Origin of the sequence: Hymenobacter sp. BT559 (assembly GCF_016427535.1) — a bacterium.
Taxonomy (GTDB): domain Bacteria; phylum Bacteroidota; class Bacteroidia; order Cytophagales; family Hymenobacteraceae; genus Hymenobacter.
Map to the genome: position 1 here is coordinate 503,259 of NZ_JAELXV010000003.1, position 20,599 is coordinate 523,857.

At 59.8% G+C, this 20,599-nt stretch carries 14 protein-coding genes, 1 tRNA gene and 1 riboswitch; of the genes, 4 read left to right on the forward strand and 11 right to left on the reverse strand.

Annotated features, from left to right (window positions below; translation table 11 throughout):
- Positions 1-173: 173 nt before the first annotated feature.
- The 5 genes from JAO77_RS12910 to JAO77_RS12930 all read right to left on the reverse strand — a co-directional run bounded on the left by JAO77_RS12910 (position 174) and on the right by JAO77_RS12930 (position 5,720).
- Complete coding sequence (locus JAO77_RS12910) at positions 174-2,303, reverse strand: prolyl oligopeptidase family serine peptidase (protein ID WP_198990782.1); 2,130 nt, start codon at positions 2,301-2,303, stop codon at positions 174-176.
- A 48-nt stretch (positions 2,304-2,351) separates the two neighbouring features.
- Complete coding sequence (locus tag JAO77_RS24385) at positions 2,352-2,843, reverse strand: methylated-DNA--[protein]-cysteine S-methyltransferase (RefSeq protein ID WP_198990783.1); 492 nt, start codon at positions 2,841-2,843, stop codon at positions 2,352-2,354.
- A gap of 297 nt (positions 2,844-3,140) precedes the next feature.
- Positions 3,141-4,331 (reverse strand): amine oxidase, encoded by a 1,191-nt coding sequence (locus JAO77_RS12920; protein ID WP_198990784.1) that lies wholly within the window; start codon positions 4,329-4,331, stop codon positions 3,141-3,143.
- Positions 4,332-4,367: 36 nt separating this feature from the next.
- Positions 4,368-5,291: a cation diffusion facilitator family transporter gene (locus JAO77_RS12925; RefSeq protein ID WP_198990785.1), complete on the reverse strand. Its 924-nt coding sequence runs from the start codon at positions 5,289-5,291 to the stop codon at positions 4,368-4,370.
- Positions 5,292-5,647: 356 nt separating this feature from the next.
- Positions 5,648-5,720, reverse strand: a tRNA-Thr gene (locus tag JAO77_RS12930).
- A 144-nt stretch (positions 5,721-5,864) separates the two neighbouring features.
- On the opposite strand from JAO77_RS12930, the gene JAO77_RS12935 reads away from it, so the two are divergent.
- Complete coding sequence (locus JAO77_RS12935) at positions 5,865-6,305, forward strand: hypothetical protein (protein ID WP_198990786.1); 441 nt, start codon at positions 5,865-5,867, stop codon at positions 6,303-6,305.
- A 23-nt stretch (positions 6,306-6,328) separates the two neighbouring features.
- Here the strand turns inward: JAO77_RS12935 and JAO77_RS12940 are convergent, their stop codons facing one another.
- The 4 genes from JAO77_RS12940 to JAO77_RS12955 form a co-directional block, all read right to left on the reverse strand.
- Entirely contained in the window at positions 6,329-7,231 is a 903-nt protein-coding gene (locus tag JAO77_RS12940) for a S66 peptidase family protein (RefSeq protein WP_198990787.1), read from the reverse strand.
- A gap of 84 nt (positions 7,232-7,315) precedes the next feature.
- Positions 7,316-8,347, reverse strand: a complete 1,032-nt coding sequence (locus tag JAO77_RS12945) for a homoserine O-acetyltransferase family protein (protein ID WP_198990788.1) — start codon at positions 8,345-8,347, stop codon at positions 7,316-7,318.
- A 180-nt stretch (positions 8,348-8,527) separates the two neighbouring features.
- Positions 8,528-9,907, reverse strand: coding sequence for an O-acetylhomoserine aminocarboxypropyltransferase/cysteine synthase family protein (locus tag JAO77_RS12950; protein ID WP_198990789.1), 1,380 nt, complete (start codon positions 9,905-9,907; stop codon positions 8,528-8,530).
- 345 nt (positions 9,908-10,252) lie between these two features.
- A riboswitch (SAM riboswitch) is annotated at positions 10,253-10,370 on the reverse strand.
- A 178-nt stretch (positions 10,371-10,548) separates the two neighbouring features.
- The gene (locus tag JAO77_RS12955) at positions 10,549-10,839 is read right to left on the reverse strand and encodes a LysM peptidoglycan-binding domain-containing protein (protein WP_198990790.1); all 291 of its coding nucleotides are present in this window, start codon (positions 10,837-10,839) and stop codon (positions 10,549-10,551) included.
- 222 nt (positions 10,840-11,061) lie between these two features.
- Between JAO77_RS12955 and JAO77_RS12960 the strand changes: the two genes are divergently transcribed.
- Both JAO77_RS12960 and JAO77_RS12965 read left to right on the forward strand, forming a co-directional pair.
- Positions 11,062-11,487, forward strand: a complete 426-nt coding sequence (locus JAO77_RS12960; RefSeq protein ID WP_198990791.1) for a hypothetical protein — start codon at positions 11,062-11,064, stop codon at positions 11,485-11,487.
- Positions 11,488-11,634: 147 nt separating this feature from the next.
- Positions 11,635-14,220: an erythromycin esterase family protein gene (locus tag JAO77_RS12965; RefSeq protein WP_198990792.1), complete on the forward strand. Its 2,586-nt coding sequence runs from the start codon at positions 11,635-11,637 to the stop codon at positions 14,218-14,220.
- Here JAO77_RS12965 and JAO77_RS12970 read toward each other — a convergent pair.
- Both JAO77_RS12970 and JAO77_RS12975 read right to left on the reverse strand, forming a co-directional pair.
- Positions 14,210-15,295 carry a lysylphosphatidylglycerol synthase transmembrane domain-containing protein gene (locus JAO77_RS12970; protein WP_198990793.1) on the reverse strand — a complete coding sequence of 362 codons (1,086 nt, stop codon included), beginning with the start codon at positions 15,293-15,295 and terminating at the stop codon, positions 14,210-14,212. The two genes, JAO77_RS12965 and JAO77_RS12970, sit on opposite strands and share 11 nt — an antisense overlap.
- Positions 15,296-15,358: 63 nt before the next feature.
- The gene (locus tag JAO77_RS12975; protein WP_235998402.1) at positions 15,359-18,250 is read right to left on the reverse strand and encodes a TonB-dependent receptor domain-containing protein; all 2,892 of its coding nucleotides are present in this window, start codon (positions 18,248-18,250) and stop codon (positions 15,359-15,361) included.
- 388 nt (positions 18,251-18,638) lie between these two features.
- Between JAO77_RS12975 and dxs the strand changes: the two genes are divergently transcribed.
- Entirely contained in the window at positions 18,639-20,585 is a 1,947-nt protein-coding gene (gene dxs, locus JAO77_RS12980) for a 1-deoxy-D-xylulose-5-phosphate synthase (RefSeq protein WP_198990794.1), read from the forward strand.
- The last annotated feature ends 14 nt before the right edge of the window (positions 20,586-20,599 follow it).

A 20,599-nucleotide genomic window follows, 5' to 3' on the forward strand; every position in this document is an offset into this window, starting at 1 on the left:
GAAGAGCATTTGAAAGGTGGCGACAACAGGAGTACCGGCCGCTAGCGCGTTCGTTACAGGCACCTAGGGCTTTTTTGGAGCCTCGCGCCAGGCAACACCTAAAGTGGGTCAAAACAAACAAGCCCCTACTCCGGCAAAAGAAGTAGGGGCGTGCCGGTTGCCACATGGCAGGGCTACTGTGCCGCCGAGTATTTCACGCCCATGTTCTCGAACATGAACGCCCACTTGTCGGTCTGCTCGCTGATGACCTGGGCCGTGCTGCGGCCCGCGCCGTGGCCGGCCTTGGTTTCGATGCGGATGAGCACCGGGGCCGGGCCCTGCTGGCTTTCCTGCAAGCGCGACGCAAACTTGAAGGAGTGCGCTGGTACCACGCGGTCGTCGTGGTCGGCGGTGGTAATGAGCGTGGCCGGGTAGCTGGCCGGCTTCAGGGCGTGGTAGGGCGAGTACTTATAGAGGTAGTTGAACATCTCGGGCGAGTCTTGGGCCGTGCCGTAGTCGTAGGCCCAGCCCGCGCCGGCCGTAAACTGGTTGTAGCGCAGCATGTCCATCACGCCCACGGCCGGGAAAGCCACCTTGCAGAGGTCGGGCCGCTGCGTCATAGTGGCGCCCACCAGCAGGCCGCCGTTCGAACCGCCCGCGATGGCAAGGTGGTCGGTATCGGTGTACTTATTGGTTTTTAAGTATTCGGCCGCAGCAATAAAGTCGTCGAATACGTTCTGTTTCTTGAGCTTGGTGCCGGCCTCGTGCCACTTCTCGCCGTACTCGCCGCCGCCCCGCAGGTTAGCCACGGCGTACACACCGCCTTGCTCCAGCAGAATGATATTGGAAGTACTAAAGCTCGGCGTCACGCTGGAGTTGAAGCCGCCGTAGGCGTAGAGCAAAGTGGGGTTCTTACCGTTCAGCGCTAGGCCTTTCTTGTACGTGATAATCATCGGCACACGCGTGCCATCTTTGGAGGTGTAAAAGACCTGCTTCGATTCGTACTTGCTAGGGTCGAACTGCACGCCCGCTTTCTTGTATACCGTGGAGATGCCAGTAGCTAGGTTGTACTTGAAAATGGTAGGCGGGTAGGTGTACGACGTAAACGTGTAGTACGTCTCCTTATCCGTTTTCTTGCCGCCAAAGCCGCCCGCCGAGCCCACGCCCGGCAGCCCAATGGTGCGCAGCTTCTTGCCAGCCATGTCATACTCTTCTACCAGCGAGGTAGCGTCTTTGAGGTAGGTAGCGAAAATGTGGCCACCCACGGTGCTGACGTTCAACACATTTTTGGTTTCTGGAATGAGGTCTTTCCAGTTGGCTTGCGTAGGAGCGGCAGCATCCACGGTTACGAGGCGGTGGTTGGGAGCCTGGTAATTGGTTTCGAGGTAGAGCTTGCTGCCCACATTATCGACCACGTGGCTGATGCTCTTTTCGTCGGGCACGATAGTCACGATGGGGCTGCCGGGCTTGCTTAGGTCCTGCAAATACAGCTTGTTGCCGGTAGTGGTGTTGGCCGCCGAAATGATGAGAAAGCGCTCGTCCTCCGTCACGCTCGCCCCGATGTAGCGATTCGGGTCTTTCTCACCGCCGAAGATGAGCTTGTCCTGGCTCTGCGGCGTGCCCAGTTGGTGGTAGTAGAGCTTATGAATCTGGGTTTTGCCGGCCAGCTGGCTGCCCGCCGTGGGCTTGTCGTAGCTGCTGTAGTACAGGCCTTGGTTGCCCTTCCAGGCCAGGCCCGAAAACTTTACGTTCTTGAGCGTGTCGCCCACGATGGACTTGTCGCTGGTTTTCAGTACTATCACCTTGCGCCAATCGGAGCCGCCTTCCGAAATCTGGTAGGCCGCTAGGCTGCCATCCTGCGTGAAGTTGATGCCCGCCAGCGAAGTGGTGCCGTCTTTCGAGAAGGTATTAGGGTCTAGAAACACCTCAGGGGCACCGGTGCCAAGCTGCCGGTACATGACGTACTGGCTTTGCAGGCCGGTGTTTTTCGAGAAGTAAGTGTACTTACCCTCCTTGGTGGGCGCCGAGTACTTCTCGTAATTCCAGAGCTTGGTGAGGCGGCTGCGGATGGCCTCGCGGTACGGAATCTTACCTAGGTAGTCTTGGGTCACCTTATTCTCTTCCTGCACCCAGGCCTTGGTATCAGTGGCCTGGTCATTTTCGAGCCAGCGATAGGGGTCGGGTACCTTAGTCCCGAAATAAGAGGTAACGGTATCTACTTTCCGGGTTTGAGGGTAAGGCAGCGTTTTGCTGGTGACTACGGCCTGGGCACTGGCCTGACCGGCCGCCAATAGGGCAGCAGCTAGTAGCGGGTAGTTTCGCATAAGCAAGTGTGGATTACGGGACTAGGGAGCCCGCAAAGTACAACTTGCTCAGGAAAAAAGGCTGCCCTGCTGCTCGGGCTGCTCAAAAGCCAGCAGCCACTGCTTGCGCACCAGCCCACCCGCGTAGCCGGTGAGCGAGCCATTAGCGCCCACAATGCGGTGGCAGGGCCACACAATCGGGAGCGGGTTTTGGCCATTGGCCGCGCCCACCGCCCGCACCGACTTGGGGTTATTTAGGCGCTTGGCAATGTCGAGGTATGAGGCCGTGCGGCCGTGTGCCACGTCCGCTAGGGCAGCCCACACCTGGCGCTGAAAATAGGTGCCCGTGAGCGATACGCACGTCAAGTCAAACTCGCGCAGCTCGCCGGCAAAATACGCTTTGAGCTGGTGATAAGGCGCTTGTAGGCACGCGGCCAAGTCGGCCGGGGCAGTGGGCGCCGGGGCCTCGCGGTCGAGAAAACGAACCGCGTGCAAGCCCGCATCGGAGGCACTGAGCGCCAGCATGCCGAGGGGCGAATAGAGGTAGGCCAGGGTTTCCATAGAATAAAAGCTAAGGTGGCTACTACCTGCAAGGTACGCACGGCTGCCACTATAGCACGAGCAGCTACCTAGGGCTTTCTAGGCGTAAGACCCCACCCCCGGCCCCTCCCCTCCGGGAGAGGCGAGCCGACTACATACAGACTTTAATGGACGTAATTAGTCGTCCAACACCCCTCTCCCGGAGGGGAGGGGCCAGGGGTGGGGTCTCACGAATGGCAGGCTAATACCCCAAAAAAAGAGGCGCCCCACCGGGGCGCCTCTTTGCAGCGTAAGATAAAAAGCCGAGGCCCTCAAGGACTAGCTCAGGGCCAGGGCGGGCTTGCGGTCGAGCACAGCCGATACGGTAGCCTGGGCTTCGAGTAGGGCCTCGGCGCTGGGCTGGTGCAGCACGCGGTGGGGCGGGCCGTCGGGTTGCAGGGCGGCGTCCCACATGCCCGAGTGGTGCCAGTGGTCGAGGAAGTCCCAGTCGGGCCGGTCTACCATGGGGTAGATGCAGGCGCCCAGTAAGGGCACGCCCTGTTGGATGGCCGCCGCGCACTCGCGGCCTATCATCTTGAGCCACAGCGGTCGGTCGATGCCGGGGTGGCTAGTTTCGGTGAGGGCCACGGGACGGCCATAGCGGCGGTGCCCTTCCTTGAGCAGCTCACGCAGGTTGCGCCAGCGCGAGTCGGGGTGCGGGTCGTTCCAGCCCAGGCGGTGGTGGGTGGTCACGTCCCACTGGTTGTCGTAGTAGTAGTTAAAGCCGATGATGTCCATAAACTCGGGCCGGCCGCCTAACTCGGGGCTCACGCGACCCGCCAGGATGTCGGTGGCTTGGTACTGCCACTCGTGGTGCTGCTTGGCTTCGCGCTTTTGCTGCGGGGTGGCATCGTGCGGCGCTACCACATTCACCAGTGGCTCGGTGGTGAGGATGCGGATGCTAGGGTCGGCCTCGCGCAGGGCTACCACGCCTTCAATATAGGCGCGCATCAGCGCATACTTCACTTCCCACCCTAGGCGCACGCCGTAGGGGGAGGTGGCCCGCACCTCGCCGCCGGCCCAACTCAAAAAGCTTACTTCGTTGATGGGCGTGACAATGAGCGCACCCTCGGGACGCTCGGAGCGGTAAAAATCGACAAAGGCCCGGCACAGCGCCGCAAAGCGCCGCGCAAACATGGGGTGCAGCGGCGTCAGGTCGTCGGGGAAGCCGAAGTGGCACATGTCCCACACCTGCTGGATGCCGTGGCGCTGCCCGGCGTCGAGCATCGTCTTCACGGTGCTCCAGTCGTAGTGGTAAGGCGTTTTCTCGATAAAGGCCCAGCGGATGCCTTCGCGCACAGTTTTGACCTGAAACTGCCCTAGGTCGGTGTAGTCTTGGTCGAGCAGCTGCAAGTGGCCGGTAAGGGGTAGAAAATCGACCCGGTTGCCAAACGCATTGAGCTGGTCGGTGCACTCGTAGCCGCCCCACCAGAAAGACTGGAAGGGGCTATCGGTCATAGAAGACATCATAGGGTAAGTGGGTATAATGCTGTCATTGGCAAGAAATTATTCGCGGTTAACCAATGACTTAGCTTCAATAAAAATGCGCTTAAACTCGGGGTGCGCGGCCCGGATGCGGTCTTGCACCGCCTCCACGGCTTCTTCTACCTGTGTGGCCGTCAGGTGGTCTTCAAAGTCCACGTCGAGGGCCAGCATCACCTCGTCGGGGGCGAGGTACATGGTGAGCGGCGGGCGCACTTGCGACACGCCGGGCGTTTGGCGAGCCAGGTCTTGCACCTGCTGGGTGGTGGCCTCGTCTACGCCTTCACCGGTTAGCAAGTCTTTGGTGCGCGACACCAGCAGCACGGCTACACCCATCAGCAACAAGCCAATGATAATAGAAGCACCCCCGTCGAAGAGCGGGTTGTTTAGCAAATGTCCAAAATAAACTCCTAATAACGCAATGACAAGGCCTGCTACGGCTGCCACGTTCTCCAGCACTGAGGCAAAAACGGCCGGGTCGCGGCTCGTGCGCAGGGTGTGCCAGAAGCTGCTGCCAGCCGCTTGCTTTTCGAGCAGCGCCCGAATGGCCAGCCCCGCCGCCGCGCCTTCAAACACTATCGACAAGCCCAGCACGATGTAGTTCCACATGGGGTCGGTGAGTGGCTCGGGGTGCTCTAGGTGCTTGATGCCCTCGTAAAAAGACATGCCGCCACCGATGGCAAAAATGAGCACGGCTACAATCAACGCCCAGAAATACAGCTCCTTGCCGTGGCCAAACGGATGCTTGGCGTCGGCGGGACGCTGGCTGCGGCTCATACCATAGAGCAGCAGGCCCCCGTTGCCAGTATCTACCAAGGAGTGGATGCCCTCGGAGAGCATGGCCGAAGAGCCCGTGATATAGGCGGCCACGAATTTGCTGATGGCGATGGCTACGTTGGCCGCGATGCCGCCGTAGAGCGAAAGTTTGGAGGAAGAGGATGCTGACATGCGAAGAGGGGTTTGTACGCGCCAAGGGAGCCGAGGTTGGGGTCGCAGCCAGCTTGGCGGTCGCGTCGCCCCAACTGCCACCTAGGGCACCGGCCCACGCAGCCTACCCGGCGCCCCTAAAATAGCCGAAGACAGATACTCGCTACGAGTTGCTTCTGAGCATGGGGCCGAGCCGCCGAGTGCCTAGAGCACGCAATTGCCCTGCTGAGCCGGCATAGTATGCCGGCCTACTTGGTTTGACCCAGCCGCTGGCCAGGTTCGATTGCCAACGGCTTGCCGCGCTTGCTACGAGGCAAAAAGCCACTAAAAACAAAAAGCCCTGGACGCTAGCGCCCAGGGCTTTTTGTTTAAAAGAGAGCCGATTATTGGACTCGAACCAACGACCTGCTCATTACGAATGAGCTGCTCTACCAGCTGAGCTAAATCGGCCTATACGCCAGCGGCCATCTGCTGCTGGGGCTGCAAAGATAACACGCCACGCGGAAGCCGCACAAGCTTAGGCAAAATTTTACGTAACCTAGCGGCGTGCTACGCGTCTCACCACTAGTAGCCATGTAGCGGCTGCCCAGCCTCATGAAACTTCTGCCTTCGCTAGCTGCCGGCTTTACCGGAGCCGTAGCCCTGACCATTTTGCACGAAACAGTGCGCCACCTGCGCCCCCACGATGCGCCCCGCATGGACGTGCTCGGCGAACGCGGCCTGCGCAAGCTCCTAGGCATAGCCGACGCCCCTCAGCCCGATGAATCGACCGCCTATGTAGCGACGATGGCTGGCGATATACTCAGCAACGGGCTGTATTATACGCTAGTAGGCAGTGGCAAGCACAGCTTGCGCCGCGGTGTGCTGCTGGGCGCGGCCGCGGGTGTGGGCGGTGTGCTATTGCCCGGTCCCCTAGGCCTAGGCGAAGCCCCCAGCAATCGCACCCCCCAAACCCAGGCCATGACGGTGGCGTGGTATACCCTAGGTGGGCTAGTAGCCGGTGCTGTAGCTCAAGCCCTGCGCCGAGGCAAATAGCCGGCTCATAGAGAGAAATAGGATTACTGGCTAAGCTGGCTGCCTGTAGTGCTAACTACCAGTGTGGCCGGCCGGCCTACTACCAGCGCTTGGTTATCAGCCTCGTGCCCCACCGGAAAGCCGTAGCCAACCGGGAAGGAGTAGCGTTGCGCGTAATGGTCAATAATCTGGTAGGCATCTTGGCCGAAAGGCACGGCATTGTCGCGCATCTGCGAAAAATGACCTACAACTAAGCCCGCCAGGCCGGCCAGCTGGCCGCTGCGGTGTAGGTGCAGCAGCATGCGGTCGATGTGGTACAGGTACTCATCCAGGTCTTCGAGAAACAGAATGCGCCCCGTGAAATCGGCCTGCGAGCTGGTGCCCGTGATGGTGTGCAGCAGGCTCAGGTTGCCGCCTACCAGTTCGCCAGTAGCTGTACCGGGTCGGTTGAGGGCGTGCGCTGGGGCCGTGTACGTAGCTGGCTCGCCTACCAGCGCGGCGCGCAGGCTGGCCACGGCGGCGGCGCTACCCTCCTGGCCAAAGAGCACGGGCATCACGCCATGAATGCTTTGGTAACCTAGGCGCAGTAAGTGGCAGTTGAGCACGGTGATATCAGAAAACCCTGCCACCCACTTGGGAGCCTCAACAAAGCGGCTGAAGTCCAAGGTATCGACTAGGCGAGCAGTACCGTAGCCGCCGCGGGCGCAGAAAATAGCCCGGATACTGGGGTCGTCGAGTTGGCGCTGAAAGTCGCGGCGCCGCAGGTCATCATCGCCGGCAAACTGGTGGCTGGCCGCCCCGATGCTCTCGCCCAGCACTACCTCTAGGCCCCAGTCGGTGAGGGTTTGCTGGGCAAACGCTACTTCGGCCGGCGTGATTTTGCGGGCCGTGCTGACGAGCGCCACGCGGTGGCCGGGCTGGAGAAAAGGAGGGGCGAGGGACGGCATAAACACGAGCTGAATCAGCTCGCAAAGAAAGCCCGTGGGCATTACTCATCGGCCTCTGCTTACTTAGCGGCCCCTAGGTGTCCGCTAATCACCCGCTAGCTCGGCGGCATAAAAGGCCTCCAGCGCGTGCGTAATTTTTACGGTTTCTAGCAGAAAGCCATCGTGCCCGAAGCTCGAATCAAGTTCCCCGTACACCGCTCCCAAAATGCCTTGAGCAATAGTGCGTTGCTCCGCTAGCGGAAACAGCACATCGGAGGTGATGCCCAGCACCAGGGTGTGCGCCCGAATGCTGGCCAGCGCCGCAGCCACGCCGCCCCGGCCTCGGCCGAGGTGGTGCGAGTCCATGGCGCGCGTGAGGGCTACGTAGCTGTAGGCATCGAAGCGAGCCACGAGCTTGTTGCCCTGGTAGCGCTGGTAGCTGCTGGCCCGAAAATCGTGGAGGCGGCTGTCGTCGGGGTCGGTTTGGGTAGCAGCGTAGGCGTCGTAGCCGCGGTAGCTGAGCAGCGCCACCGCCCGGGCGGCAGCCAAGCCCGCATCGCCACTGCCGGGTTGGTTATCGTGGTAAGTAGCGTCGGCCTCGATGGCCAAGCGCTGCGCCTCGTTGAAGGCAATGCCCCAGGCCGAGTGGCGAGCGCTGGTAGCGATAACTACCAAGTGATTAAAAACATCGGGCTGGCTCACGGCCCATTCCAACGCTTGCTGGCCGCCCATCGAGCCGCCAATGAGCGTGTGTATGTAGGTCAAGCCCAGCTCTTGGCGCAGGGCTTCGTGCGCGGCCACTAGGTCGCGAATAGTGAGCAGCGGAAAGCGCTGGAAGCGACCTAGGCCGGTGGCGGGGTCGCTATCGAGTGGGCAGGTGCTGCCGTAGCACGAGCCCAGGATATTGGCACACACAATAAACCAGTCGGCCGGGTCAAAGAAGTGGCCTTCCCCAAACAGTCCCAGCCACCAGTCCAGTACATCCGCATTGGCCGTGAGGGCGTGGCACACCCACACCACGTTGTCGCGGGTGGCGTTGAGCTGGCCCCAGGTGCGGTAGGCTACGTGGGCGCCCGCCAGCACCTCGCCACTTTCTAGCAAAAACTGGTCGGGAAGTTGAAAAAGGTATTCTTTCATAAAGGAGGTATACGAAACTATTTACCATTGCGAGGAGGAACGACAAAGCAATCGCACCCGAACGGCTCGTTAACAGCTCATTCGAATACGATTGCTTCGTCGTTCCTCTTAGCAATGACAGTGCTTAGTTAATTGGTGCTTAGTGTGTACTCTAAGCACTAATTAACTAAGCACTAACAACTAAACTTCCAGCGGCTGCACGTGCTCGGGCTGCGGGTCAGGAATGGTAGTATCGGCCTCGTCTTTGGGTGCGGCCTTAGTGGCAGCCTCCAGGGCTTGGCCTAGGTCAGCCAGGATATCGTCGATGTGCTCGATGCCCACCGAGAGGCGCAGCAGCGTGGGCGTTACGCCCGAGGCAATCTGCTCCTGCTCGCTTAACTGCTGGTGCGTAGTAGCCGACGGCTGAATGATGAGCGTTTTGGCATCGCCCACGTTGGCCAAGTGGCTGATGAGCTTGAGGTTGTCGATAACTGCCGTGGCCGTATCCTTGCTGCCGTGCAGCGCAAACGACAACACGCCGCCAAAGCCGCGCTGCAGGTACTTAGCGGCCGTAGCGTGGTGCGGGCTGCTGGGCAGGCCGGGATAGTTGACGTTGGCCACCTCGGGGCGCTGCTCTAGCCATTGGGCCACCTTGAGGGCGTTCTCAACGGTGCGCTCTACGCGCAGGCTCAGCGTTTCGAGGCCTTGCAGCAGCAGGAAAGAGTTGAAAGGGCTGATGGCGGGGCCAAAGTCGCGCAGGCCTTCCACGCGCGCCCGGATGGCGAAGGCGATATTGCCAAACGGCCCGCCAATGCCAAATACGTCGTTGAATACCAGGCCGTGGTAGCCTTCGCTAGGCTCCGTAAACTGCGGGTATTTGCCGTTGCCGAAGTTGTAGGTGCCGCCATCCACAATGACACCACCGATGCTGGTGCCGTGGCCGCCTATCCACTTGGTGGCCGACTCTACCACGATATTGGCGCCGTGCTTAAGTGGCTGAAATAGGTAGCCGCCCGCGCCGAAAGTGTTGTCTACCACCAGCGGCAGGTCGTGCTTCTTGGCTACGGCCGCCACGCGCTCGAAGTCGGGCACGCTAAAGCTGGGGTTACCAATGGTTTCGAGGTAGATAGCCCGCGTTTTGTCGTCAATCAGGCTCTCGATGCTGTCGGCGTCATCACCCTCAGCGAAGCGTGCCTCGATACCTAGGCGCTTGAACGCCACCTTAAATTGGTTGTAAGTGCCGCCGTAGAGGTAGGAGCTCGACACGAGGTTGTCGCCGGGCTGCAATATGTTGTTCAGGGCAATGAACTGCGCCGCTTGGCCCGAGCCCACGGCCACGGCCGCCACACCACCTTCGAGCGCCGCAATGCGCTGCTCGAATACGTCGGTGGTGGGGTTCATCAAGCGCGTGTAGATATTACCAAACTCTTTGAGGGCAAATAAATTAGCGCCGTGCTCTGCATTTTTGAATACGTAGCTGGTCGTTTGGTAAATGGGCACTGCCCGCGAGCCAGTGGTGGGGTCAGGCTGCTGCCCGGCGTGTAGCTGAAGGGTTTCGAAGTGCAAGTTTTGGGTAGCCATGGGAATGGAAGCTTAAAGCTGAAAAATGCTAGAAATACACAGTGAGGAAGCTTGTGCAGCGCGTCAGAGGTCGCGCTAGCGGAGCCCGGTTGCAGGGCGAGTCGGCGCGGGGCTTGCAGATGACTTTAGTCTGCTGGCAGCAACCTAGGCTGCCTCACGCACTCATGAACCCGCAAAAAGATAGGAGTAGCTAATACTGCTTAGCAGCAACAACGCGAGCCGCAACAGCACATTCGGCGGGCGGCGCCTAGCGCAACTGACGTAGCCATCCGGGCCTGGCTGCGGGCGGCAGCCGGAGTGGGGGAGGGCAAGAAAACGGCGAAGAGGGAATGTTGCATGGTACTCGATTTATAGCTCCCGTGCCGGGCAGCAACGCCGGGCAGGGTAGGAATTGGCACCTTTCCGAATGGGAAGGTTGCCAGCGGGTCACGGAGCCTAATCTCTCGCCGCTTCTGTATAAAACTGAAAACAACTGCCCCGCCGGCTGCGGGGAGTACCAAGGGTTGGTGCGGGCAAAGATATACACGAAGCGCACTTGCGCAACAAAGCGCTTTCGAAGTGCAAATCCGAACATAGCAGGCAATAAAAAGGCCGCCCCAAATCTGGAGCGGCTTTTCTCACCTTTTTTCTGCAAAAAGTACCTAGAGACTAGGTAGGGTTAACACCTGACCGATTTCAATCTTGTCAGGGTTACTGCCGATAGTGGCCTTGTTGGCCTCGTATATCTGGTGCCACTTGGCGGCGTCGCCGTAGTGGTTTTTAGCAATCTTGGAGAGCGAATCGCCGCTAACTACGGTGTAAGAATCACCGGCAGTAGCATTGGCGGGCTTGCTGTTGCCGAAAAAATCGGTGTCCGCGCCAGTAGCAGCTGGCTTAGCAGGCTCAACGGGCTTCTTATCGCCCTCATTAGTCAGAAAATCTAGTAAGCCCATGGCTGCAAATGATTGGCTGTGAAAAGAATAGGTAAGGCAACCTAAGGGCAGCTGCTTGGCAATGGCTAAGCGCTACCCGGCTGGTTTGCGGAGACTAATACGCGTTAGCAAACCAAAGGTTATGATTAATAACCAAAAAAATTGCACCGCGTAAGCAGCTCCGTTACTGGTACTACCCGTAATTCATTCGCTCTTCACTCCTCACAAAAAACTTTCTTCCCCATGGTTACCTCTTCTTTTTCCCTCCGGTCTTACGCAGCGTCGTTGCTGTGCGCTTTTGTGTTGCTATTTGCGGCTGCTTCGTGCGGCAATGACAAAGGCAAAGTAGAAGGCGTAAACATGCTCTACGGCACAAGCGGTAAGGTATGGAAAACCGCTAAGGAAACCGATGCCGCTGGCGACAAGGTAAAGCAGACCGATGCCCAGGAGCAGGAAACGCTGCACATGTTCTCGAACAACACCTATACCATGACTGGCACCGCCGGCGCCATGCAAGGTAAGTTCGCCTTCGACCAATCGGCCAAGACGCTGACGCTGACCCCCGAAGCTGGCGGCACGTCTAACACCTTCACCGTAGAAACGCTGACCGACAAGAAGTTGACCCTCGTAGGCACCAGCGGCGCCAAGCTGGTGCTGGAAGCCGAATAGAGCGGCCTCAACATACTAAAAAAGCCCCGTGCCTAGTTTGGCATGGGGCTTTTTTTGCGCCCGATGCGACCTGCGCCCGCCGAGTTGCTTCTTTGCATTCGAATTGGCCAGTATGGCATCTAGATAAGTTATTTTAGTACATAAAAAATGAGTTGGTTTCGTTGGGTAGTGCTGTGGGCACTGGGCGTGGGGCTAGGCATAGAAGCACAAGCGCAGGTAGCGCCGCCCGGCCAAGCAGTGCCGGCCCGGGCGCTACGCAGCGTGAGCCCGGCCGATACCACGTTTGCCGACCTAGAGTTTTTGCGAGCCGAAATAGGCGGGGCCCGGGTGGTGTTCTTGGGCGAGCCCACGCACGGCGAGGGCAATGTGCTGGCGGCCAAGGCCCGACTAGTGGCGTTTTTGCAGCAGCGCCTTGGTTTTACGACCCTAGGTATGGAAAGCGGCTTCTACAGCCTGCACAAGGCGCAGCGCCAGATTACGCTGGGCAAGTCGGTGGCTAAAAACTTGGAAAGTAGCATCTTCCCGATATGGATGCGCACGCAGGAGTTTCAGGCCGTGGTGCCGCTAGTGGGCCAGGAGGGACTGCGCGTAATGGGCTTCGACCCGCAACTGAGCGGCGAGTACAGCACCGACCTAGTAGATGACCTCGACGACTTCTTGAGCGATGAGAAAGGCAGCGACGCCATCAACTACGACCTGCTCGACAACATCATCAGCTACCAAGCTGACCATTTTGCTTTTCCGCTCAACCACCAGCCCGCCGAGCTAGAGGCCGAATTGGCTAAGGCCGATAAGCTGCTTGCCAAGGCGGCCACCGCGTCTACGGCCGCGCGGCGCAACGAGGCGCTGTTTTGGCAACAGTGCCTGCGCAGCTTGCGGGCCCTAGCCCGCGACTACGCCGAGCACGACCCCAGCGCCAAGACCCAGGCCGAATGGGTAGCCGCCGACAGCAACCCGCGCGACGCCCAAATGGCCGAAAACCTGCTGTGGTACCTGCGCCAGCATCCTGGCGAAAAAGTGATTTGCTGGGGCGCGCTGCCACACTTCGCCAATCGCGTCGAGCTGCTCGGTAGCGAGGAACTGCGCGCTTACCGCCCCATGGGCCGGGCCGTGAAAGACGCCCTAGGTGCCAGCCAGGTGTATATACTGGGTACGCTAGCGGGGAGCGGCGCCCACGGGCTGCCCGGCACCGCGGGCATGGCCGTGCCCGAGCCCGCCGCGGGCACCTTAGAGGCCAGCCTACTGGCCCTAGGTTCGCCCTATGCCTTTGTGAGCCTCAAGCATGATGCGCCCGGCCGGCAGCTCACTGCGTATGCCTTTGACTACCAGCCGCTAGCTGGCCCGTGGAGCGAGGTCGTAGACGGGTTTCTGTTTTTGCGCAGCGTAGCCCCGCCGCATTTGGCAGCTGCCGACAGCATCGCCGCGCCGGCCGATAGCACGGGGGGCATAGCCGCTGTGCCGCCCCTGCCCGGCTCGCTAAACCCCGCCCCGGCGCGCGCGGGCACTACGCTGCGGCGTGGGGTAGCGGCCCCCGATGTGTCGGGGGTGCGCCTGGTGCGGGGCGTGGTGCTCGACCAGCGCAACCGCGCCGTGGTGCCCTACGCCACTGTGCTGCTGCCAGGGCAGGGCAAGGGCACTACCGCTGATGCCAATGGCCGCTTTGCCCTACCCCTGCCTGGGCCTACCAAGCTGCAAGTGCGCAGCCTAGGGTATGAGATAGCCAGTGTGCAGTCGCCGGTCGGCGATGAGGAGCTGACAGTGCTGCTGGCGCCCGCCGCCTACGCCCTCGATGAAGTGCGGGTGGCCGCCGCCCCGCCCGACCCGGTGGCGATTCTAAAAAACGTTATTGAAAATATCCCGACCAACTACGAGCAGCAGGACTACGCCACGGAGGTATATCGGCACGAGCGGATTAGCAACTTTGATACCCTTAGTTACGAGGCTGAAAGCGTGACCCGGCTGCGGGTGCCAGCCGGTTATCGGCACTTCACCCGTGGCTTCCTGGGGCATGAGGATGGTGTGGATATTCAGGTGCAACAGAAGCGCGTGCTGACGGAGCAAAAGAACGGTTCGCGCAGGGCGCAGATAGGAGGAGGTATGCAGGCATTTGCCTTTAGCGCTGCTGACCCCGTGCGGACTTCTCCTCTTTTTGTGGCCCGCAACCTACGCAAATTCAATGTAAAGCTTGACAGCGTACGCCAGCAGAGCGGCGAAACGTTTTACGTAGTAAGCTTCGCTGCCAAGAATGCCAACCACCGCAGCACGGGCACCTATTTGGCAGGTGTGTATCAGGGGCGGCTACTCGTGCAAAAGCGCGACTACGCCGTGGTGCACTACGAAGCGCTGTGGCAGCTTGACACCGCCAACTACAATGGTGTAGCCCGCAAAAGCATAGGAAAGAATAACTTGGTAGAAAAGCTATACGCCCAAGTATTTACTTCTGACCGTAACACCCACGTAGTGGACTACACTAAGGACGAAAACGGCCGCTACTACGCCCGCCGCAGTGTGGGCGTATCTCAAACGACGGGCCGCGTGCTCCGCACAAAGCAGCCGTTTTACTACCAGAGCCTGGTCGAAATGTTCTTCCGGCCTCTACCCGACGCCGGTCCGGCACCCACGCCGCCCGCCAAAGGAGCCAAGCCAGTTATAGTGGAGGTGCCTTATCGCCCTGAGTTCTGGCAGCAGTACCAGCGGCCGGGTGGGGCACTAGCCCCCGCGGCTACGAAGTAGGCGTGGGCCGGCCAAATACCCGCGCCGCCCAGCGCGGCAAGAACACGGTACCTAGGACCAGGTAGAAGTAATAGGTGACAATGCGGTAGAGCAGCACCATGAAGCTCGTCATGGTAGCGGTGCCGATGAAGCTCCCGAAAAAGGTAGGAAAGGCGCCTTCGGCAATGCCGGCGCCACCCGGCGTCACGGCCAGCAGCAGTACTACTTTGTAGGTGATGTTGCGGGCGAAGATGAACAGGAACTCGCCCGTAGTCATGGGCACGAAGGCCGCAATGAGGCAGCCAATAACGGCGTAGCGGGCCGTCCAGACGAAGAAGGTGCTGAGGCTGGCGCGCCACCAATATAGCCAGCCGGCCCCGCGCAGGTGTGCCGAGGCATTCACCATTTCCTGGCCGTGGCGGTAGGCCGTGCGCCGAAAGCGCCGCAGCCCCCGCACTGACGCCAGCCGCACCAGCAGCCGCCGCACCGAGATGGGATTGACAAACAGCGCGTACAGCAGCAGTCCCGCGTAGGACGACACGGCCACGTAGCTCACCACAAACAGCACGCGCAGCGTTTCGGTAAAAGTGGAGTCGAGGTGGCGGGGGTAAAGTGCCGACCCAGCTAGTCCCACTACCAGCGGTACCATCAGAACGTAGTAGAGGTTATCTAAAAACGCCGTGACGATAGTATAGGCCAAGGACTTACCTAGGGGGATGCCCTCCTTGGTGAGAATAATCGGTGCTGCCGCAGTGCCGCCCGCCGCCGAGGGCAGCACGCAGGAGGCAAGCTCCCAAATCACGATAACTTCAAACGCCTGGCGCCAACTAAGCTCGCGCTCCGAAATGTAGCGAATGCGGTAGATATAGCCTAGGTCGCGGGCCCAAAGCACGAGCAGCGTTATGAGCAGCCACTCCCACTTGGCATTGGCTAGCGGGGCGAGGTCGCCGGGCTTGTAGCTGCGCCAAAACAAAAAGCCTACTACCGCCAACCCAATGAGCACGGGCCACACCAGGCGCGAAGGGCGCAGCTGCCGCAGCAGGTTGGCATCCTGGTCGTCGGCGGGGGGCGGCGGGGGAGGGCTAGCTAGGGGCATAAGAAAGGGGCGGCCGGGCAAAAGTACGCCCAGCCGCCCCCGCTATACGGTGCTAGCCCCTACCTAGGGGCGCCCGCCCGGGCTACCGGCCGGCGTGATGCCGCCCGGCGAGGTAGTACCCGGCGACGGCGCGTTTACCGGCGTCGTATTATTAGAGTTGGTAGCCGGCGTCGTAGGCTTCACTACCGAGTTGTTGGCGGGCGTTGCCGCAGGCTGCCCGGCTGGCGTAGTGCCCGGCTGGCCTGCTGGCGTGGTACCCGGCACTACCTGGGCGGGCTGCTGGCCCGAGGTGCTATCGGTAGGAGCAACGGCCGGGGCCGTTTTGGTCGTATCGGTCGGCGTAGTAGCGCCAGGTGCGCCGGGCAAGCCACCAGGCCGCTGGCTCGCACCGGCTGGACGCTGCCCACCACCGGCCGGGCGGCCGCCACCGCCGCCTTGCTGGCCACCACCGCCGGTGTCGCCACCGCCGCCACCTAGGCCACCGCCGTTGTCGCCGCCTTCTTTCAAGTCATCGTTGCTCACGCCTCTGCGGTTGCGGGGGCGCTGGTCTACCGTCAGCTTGCCGATTCGGTAGCTGATGTTGACCTTGAAATTTAAGATTCTGATAACGTTGGTGCTACTCTGAGTTAGCAGCGGCGAGTTGATTTCGTTGCGGAAATCACGGGTGCTGGTGAAGAAGTTTTCGGCCCCAAAGCCAATACCACCCCGGTTGTCGGCAAAGCTGCGCCGGATGTTGAGGCTATAGATGCCGAAGCCGCTTTGGTAGCCCTGCAGCTGCACCTGCTGCCCGCGGAAGAAGCTAAACCCTTGAATGGCCCACTGCTTATTGAACGCGTACGAAGCTTGCACGCGGCCATTTATGACAAAACCCTTGTTGCTAGCTGCGTAGAGAGGGTCTTCTAAGTTGTTATTCAGCACGGCGTAGTAGGTATCTACGCCACCGTTCAGGGTTAGCTTGCCCGCGTTAGCGCTCGCAAAAATGCTGGCCCCATAGGCGTCTTCCTTACCTATGTTAGCAAAGCTGGTCACGATGGTGTCGCCGTTAGGTGTGCGAAAAGCCTGGATGGAGCCAGTCGTATTGCGCACAAAGGCCGACATGTTCAGGTTCACCTTCTGCTTCACCAGCGTGCTGTAGCCAATCTCGTAGTTGTTGGTGTACTCGGGGCGCAGCTCCGGATTGCCCTGGGTAGCTTGCAACGGGTTGGGTGCCTGGCGGTTCGGGTTCAGGAACTGTAGCGAGGGGCGCTGAATACGGCGGTTGTACGCCAGTTTCAGCACGTTGCCATTGTCAAGCTTGCGCGACAGGTTCACGCTGGGTACTAGCACACCGTAGTTCGGAATATCAGGTCTTTTGTTATCGCCCTGCGCAAATTCGGCGCTGATGGTCGTGTACTCGTAGCGTACGCCGGGCTTCAAGGTAAAGCCTTTGGGCAAGCCGATGGTGTACGTAGCGTAGCCCGACGCCACGTTCTGGTTGTAATTGAAATTGTTGGGCCGCTGCTCAGTATCGACAATAAAATTGTCGCTGTTGCCCGTGGCGGTGAAGTAGGCGTACTCGCTATTCACCTTGCGGTAGATATTTTTTACACCCAGCTCTAGTAACTGGTTTTTGGCTGTCGGCGACTGATAGTCAAGCTGCGCCGTCATTTCCTGGTTATAGCTGTCGTTGTCGTTGCGCCGGCGGCTAGTCGTCTCGTTGCCGCCACCTAGGATGTCGTTTAGGAAGTTATTCGTCCGGTTATTCCGGCTGTACAGCGTCAAAATGCTGAATTCCCGTTGCGGCGTTTCGTAGGTATGCGTGTAGTTGAGGCTGGCATCGACGGTGCCCGACTCATCGGTTGTCTTCACGTTGCGCACCGAGTTGAGCAATGGGTTGGTCGATACGGTTGTCAGCAGGTCTTGGTAGTTATTGCTGTTACGCACCCCATACGCCACCGAGGCCGACAGCGAGTTGTGCTTGTCGATGTCGTAATCCCAACCCAGCGTGTAGCGGCCAAATGCGTCATTGCGCCGCGTGTCAGCCGACTGTATGTTGTTCGACCCGAAGCTGCCGTCTAGATTACGGGTAGTCTGGTTGTTGATGAAGCTGCCCGGCTGGTTGTAGCTAGCCCGCCCAAAGCCGCCCAGCGAAAAGCCCATTTTGCCGGTACGGTAGCTGCCGTTCAGGCCCAGGTTGCTGGCCCGCAGGCCGGCCCCTAGGTCCACGTTTAGCGAGCCGCCGCGCAGGTTATTCGTTTTAGTTACAATATTGATGATGCCGCCCGAGCCCTCAGCGTCGTACTTGGCCGAGGGCGAGGTAATGACTTCCACCGTCTGAATCTGGTCGGCCGGAATCTGCTTAAGCGCATCAGCGATGCTGCTGGCCGCGATGGTCGAGGGCTTATTGTTAATCAGCACCCGAATGTTAGAGCTACCCCGCAGGCTCACGTTGCCGTCTAGGTCCACGCTCAGCAGCGGCACACGCTTGAGCACGTCGGTGGCGTCGCCGCCGGCCGTGGTCTTGTCCACGTCGGCATTATACACGGTGCGGTCCACGCGCTCCTCAATCAGCTGCTTGCGGCCGGTTACTACTACCTCCTTCAGGGCTTGAGCCGAAGCGCCCAGCTGGATGGTACCTAGGGCCACAGCTCCGCCCTCGGCGGGCACTACCACGCCTGGGCGCTCCTCACCCTTGTAGCCCAAGAAAGAGACCTGCACCGTATAAGTGCCGCTCGGAATGCCAGGCAGCACAAATTTGCCATCGTCGCCGCACACGCCGCCATTTATCACCTTGCCGGTGCCGTCGAGCACGGCCACGGTGGCATACGAAATGGGCTTGCCTGTAGCAGCATCCGTAACGGTACCGGTGAGGCGGCCGCTGGCAGCAGGCCGGGCCGCCGGAGCCGCTGCGGGCACGGGCGCCGCTGCCGGGCGGGTGCCCGCACCCGCGGGCCTAGTGCCTTGGCTATGAGCCAAAAGCGGTGCAGTAAGTAAAGCCGCCGCAACTAAGGCAGGAGGTAGGGTAGTCTTCATCATAAAAATCGATAACGGCCAAAGTGCGTAAACGGCTGGCAATAGTTGCATTAGTCAGCCCCGAATTGCCAAAATCGTCGGTTAAAGCGGCAATTGTATCGACTAAGGCAGGTAAAGGAGCTGCTGGTATTGCCAGTGCCCCAAGCCACTACGCCAGGCAAAGGTCCAGCGAAAAGCAGACCTAGGTGGCATTTTTTTTGTAAGCGCTACCTTAAGTGCACGCCGTGCCAGAACCGCCCAGCCGGCGCTGTCGTACCTTTGTCTCAACCGCCCAATCTTTTAGACGGCCTAGCGGTTACCCACTGCCTCTTCTTCTGTACACGCTTGCCCGATGATGATTGAACCCGGTCCGCTACTGGCGGCGATAACCTCGCCCGACGACCTTAAAAAGCTAGCCCCTGAGCAATTAGTGCAGGTTAGCGCTGAGCTGCGCGAGTTTATTATCGACACGGTAAGCATCTACGGTGGGCACTTCGGCGCCTCCCTAGGGGTGGTCGAGCTAACGGTAGCTCTGCACTACGTTTTTAATACTCCCTACGACCAACTGGTGTGGGACGTGGGCCACCAGGCCTACGGCCATAAAATATTGACTGGCCGGCGCGACCGCTTTCCTACCAACCGCCGCTACGGTGGCATGTCGGGCTTTCCCAAGCGCAGCGAGAGCGAGTACGATGCTTTTGGCGTAGGCCACAGCAGCACCAGCATCGGCGCCGCCCTAGGTATGTCGGTGGCCTCCGATTATAAGAAAGAGTTCGACCGCCAGCATATTGCCGTTATCGGCGATGGCTCCATGACGGCCGGCATGAGCTTCGAGGCACTCAATCAAGCCGGCGCGCTCAACAATAACATGATTGTCGTGCTCAACGACAATTGCATGAGCATCGACCCTAACGTGGGCGCGCTCAAGGAGTACCTGACCGACATCACCACCTCGCGCACCTATAATAAAGTGCGCGACGAGCTGTGGAATGTGCTCGGCAAGCTTTCCAAGTTCGGGCCCAACCCGCAGCAGATTGCTCGCAAGGTAGAAGCCGCTATGAAGGCGACCCTACTTAAGCAGAGCAACCTGTTTGAGGCGCTAAATTTTCGGTACTTCGGTCCCGTTGATGGCCACGATGTGCAACACCTAGCAGCAGTATTCAACGACCTAAAGAGCATTCCTGGCCCTAAGCTGCTGCACTGCGTCACGGTGAAGGGTAAAGGCTACGCGCTGGCCGAAAAAGACCAGACCCTGTGGCACGCGCCGGGCCTGTTTGATAAAATCACGGGCGAGATTTTTACCAAAATTCCCGACAAGCCACAGCCGCCCAAGTACCAAGACGTATTCGGCCACACCTTGCTGGAGCTAGCTCAAGCCAATGATAAAATCATGGGCGTGACGCCAGCCATGCCCAGCGGCTCGTCGCTGAACATCATGATGGCGGCCATGCCCGACCGGGCTTTCGACGTAGGCATAGCCGAGCAGCATGCTGTAACCTTCTCAGCTGGCATGGCTACGCAGGGCCTGGTGCCGTTCTGCAACATCTACTCTTCGTTTATGCAGCGTGGTTACGACCAGGTAGTCCACGATGTAGCCCTTCAAAACCTGCACGTTGTGTTCTGCCTCGACCGGGCCGGCTTTGCCGGTGCCGATGGCCCCACGCACCACGGCTGCTATGACCTAGCCTACATGCGCTGTATCCCGAACATTGTAATAGCAGCGCCCATGAACGAGCAGGAGTTGCGCAACCTCATGTACACCGCGCAGCTGCCCGAAAATGCCGGGCCGTTCAGTATCCGCTACCCCCGCGGCGAAGGCGTGATGCCCGAGTGGCGCACCCCCTTGCAGCGCATAGCCATTGGTACTGGCCGCGTGGTGCGCGAAGGCGAAGCTGGTGGAGTAGCCATTCTCAGCATCGGCCATATCGGTAACTATGCTGTGCAAGCCACCACCGCGCTAGCTGCTGAAGGTCTTGAAGTAGGCCACTACGACATGCGCTTTTGCAAGCCGCTTGATGAAGAAATGCTATTGTCTATCGCTCGCCGCTATCGCGCCATTGTAACGGTTGAGGATGGCTGTTTGCAAGGTGGCTTTGGCTCAGCTGTACTAGAGTTCCTGGCCGACCAGGGCCAGCACCTTGCAGTGCGCCGCCTAGGTATCCCCGACCGGGTAGTTGAGCACGGCACGCAAGACCAACTCTATAAAGAATGTGGCTTCGATGCCGCAGGTATTGCAACCGCCGTGCGCGAGCTGAGTAGTAAAACTTCAGTTGCGATACGGGAAACGGTTATAGGCTGAGGAATAGCTTAAAA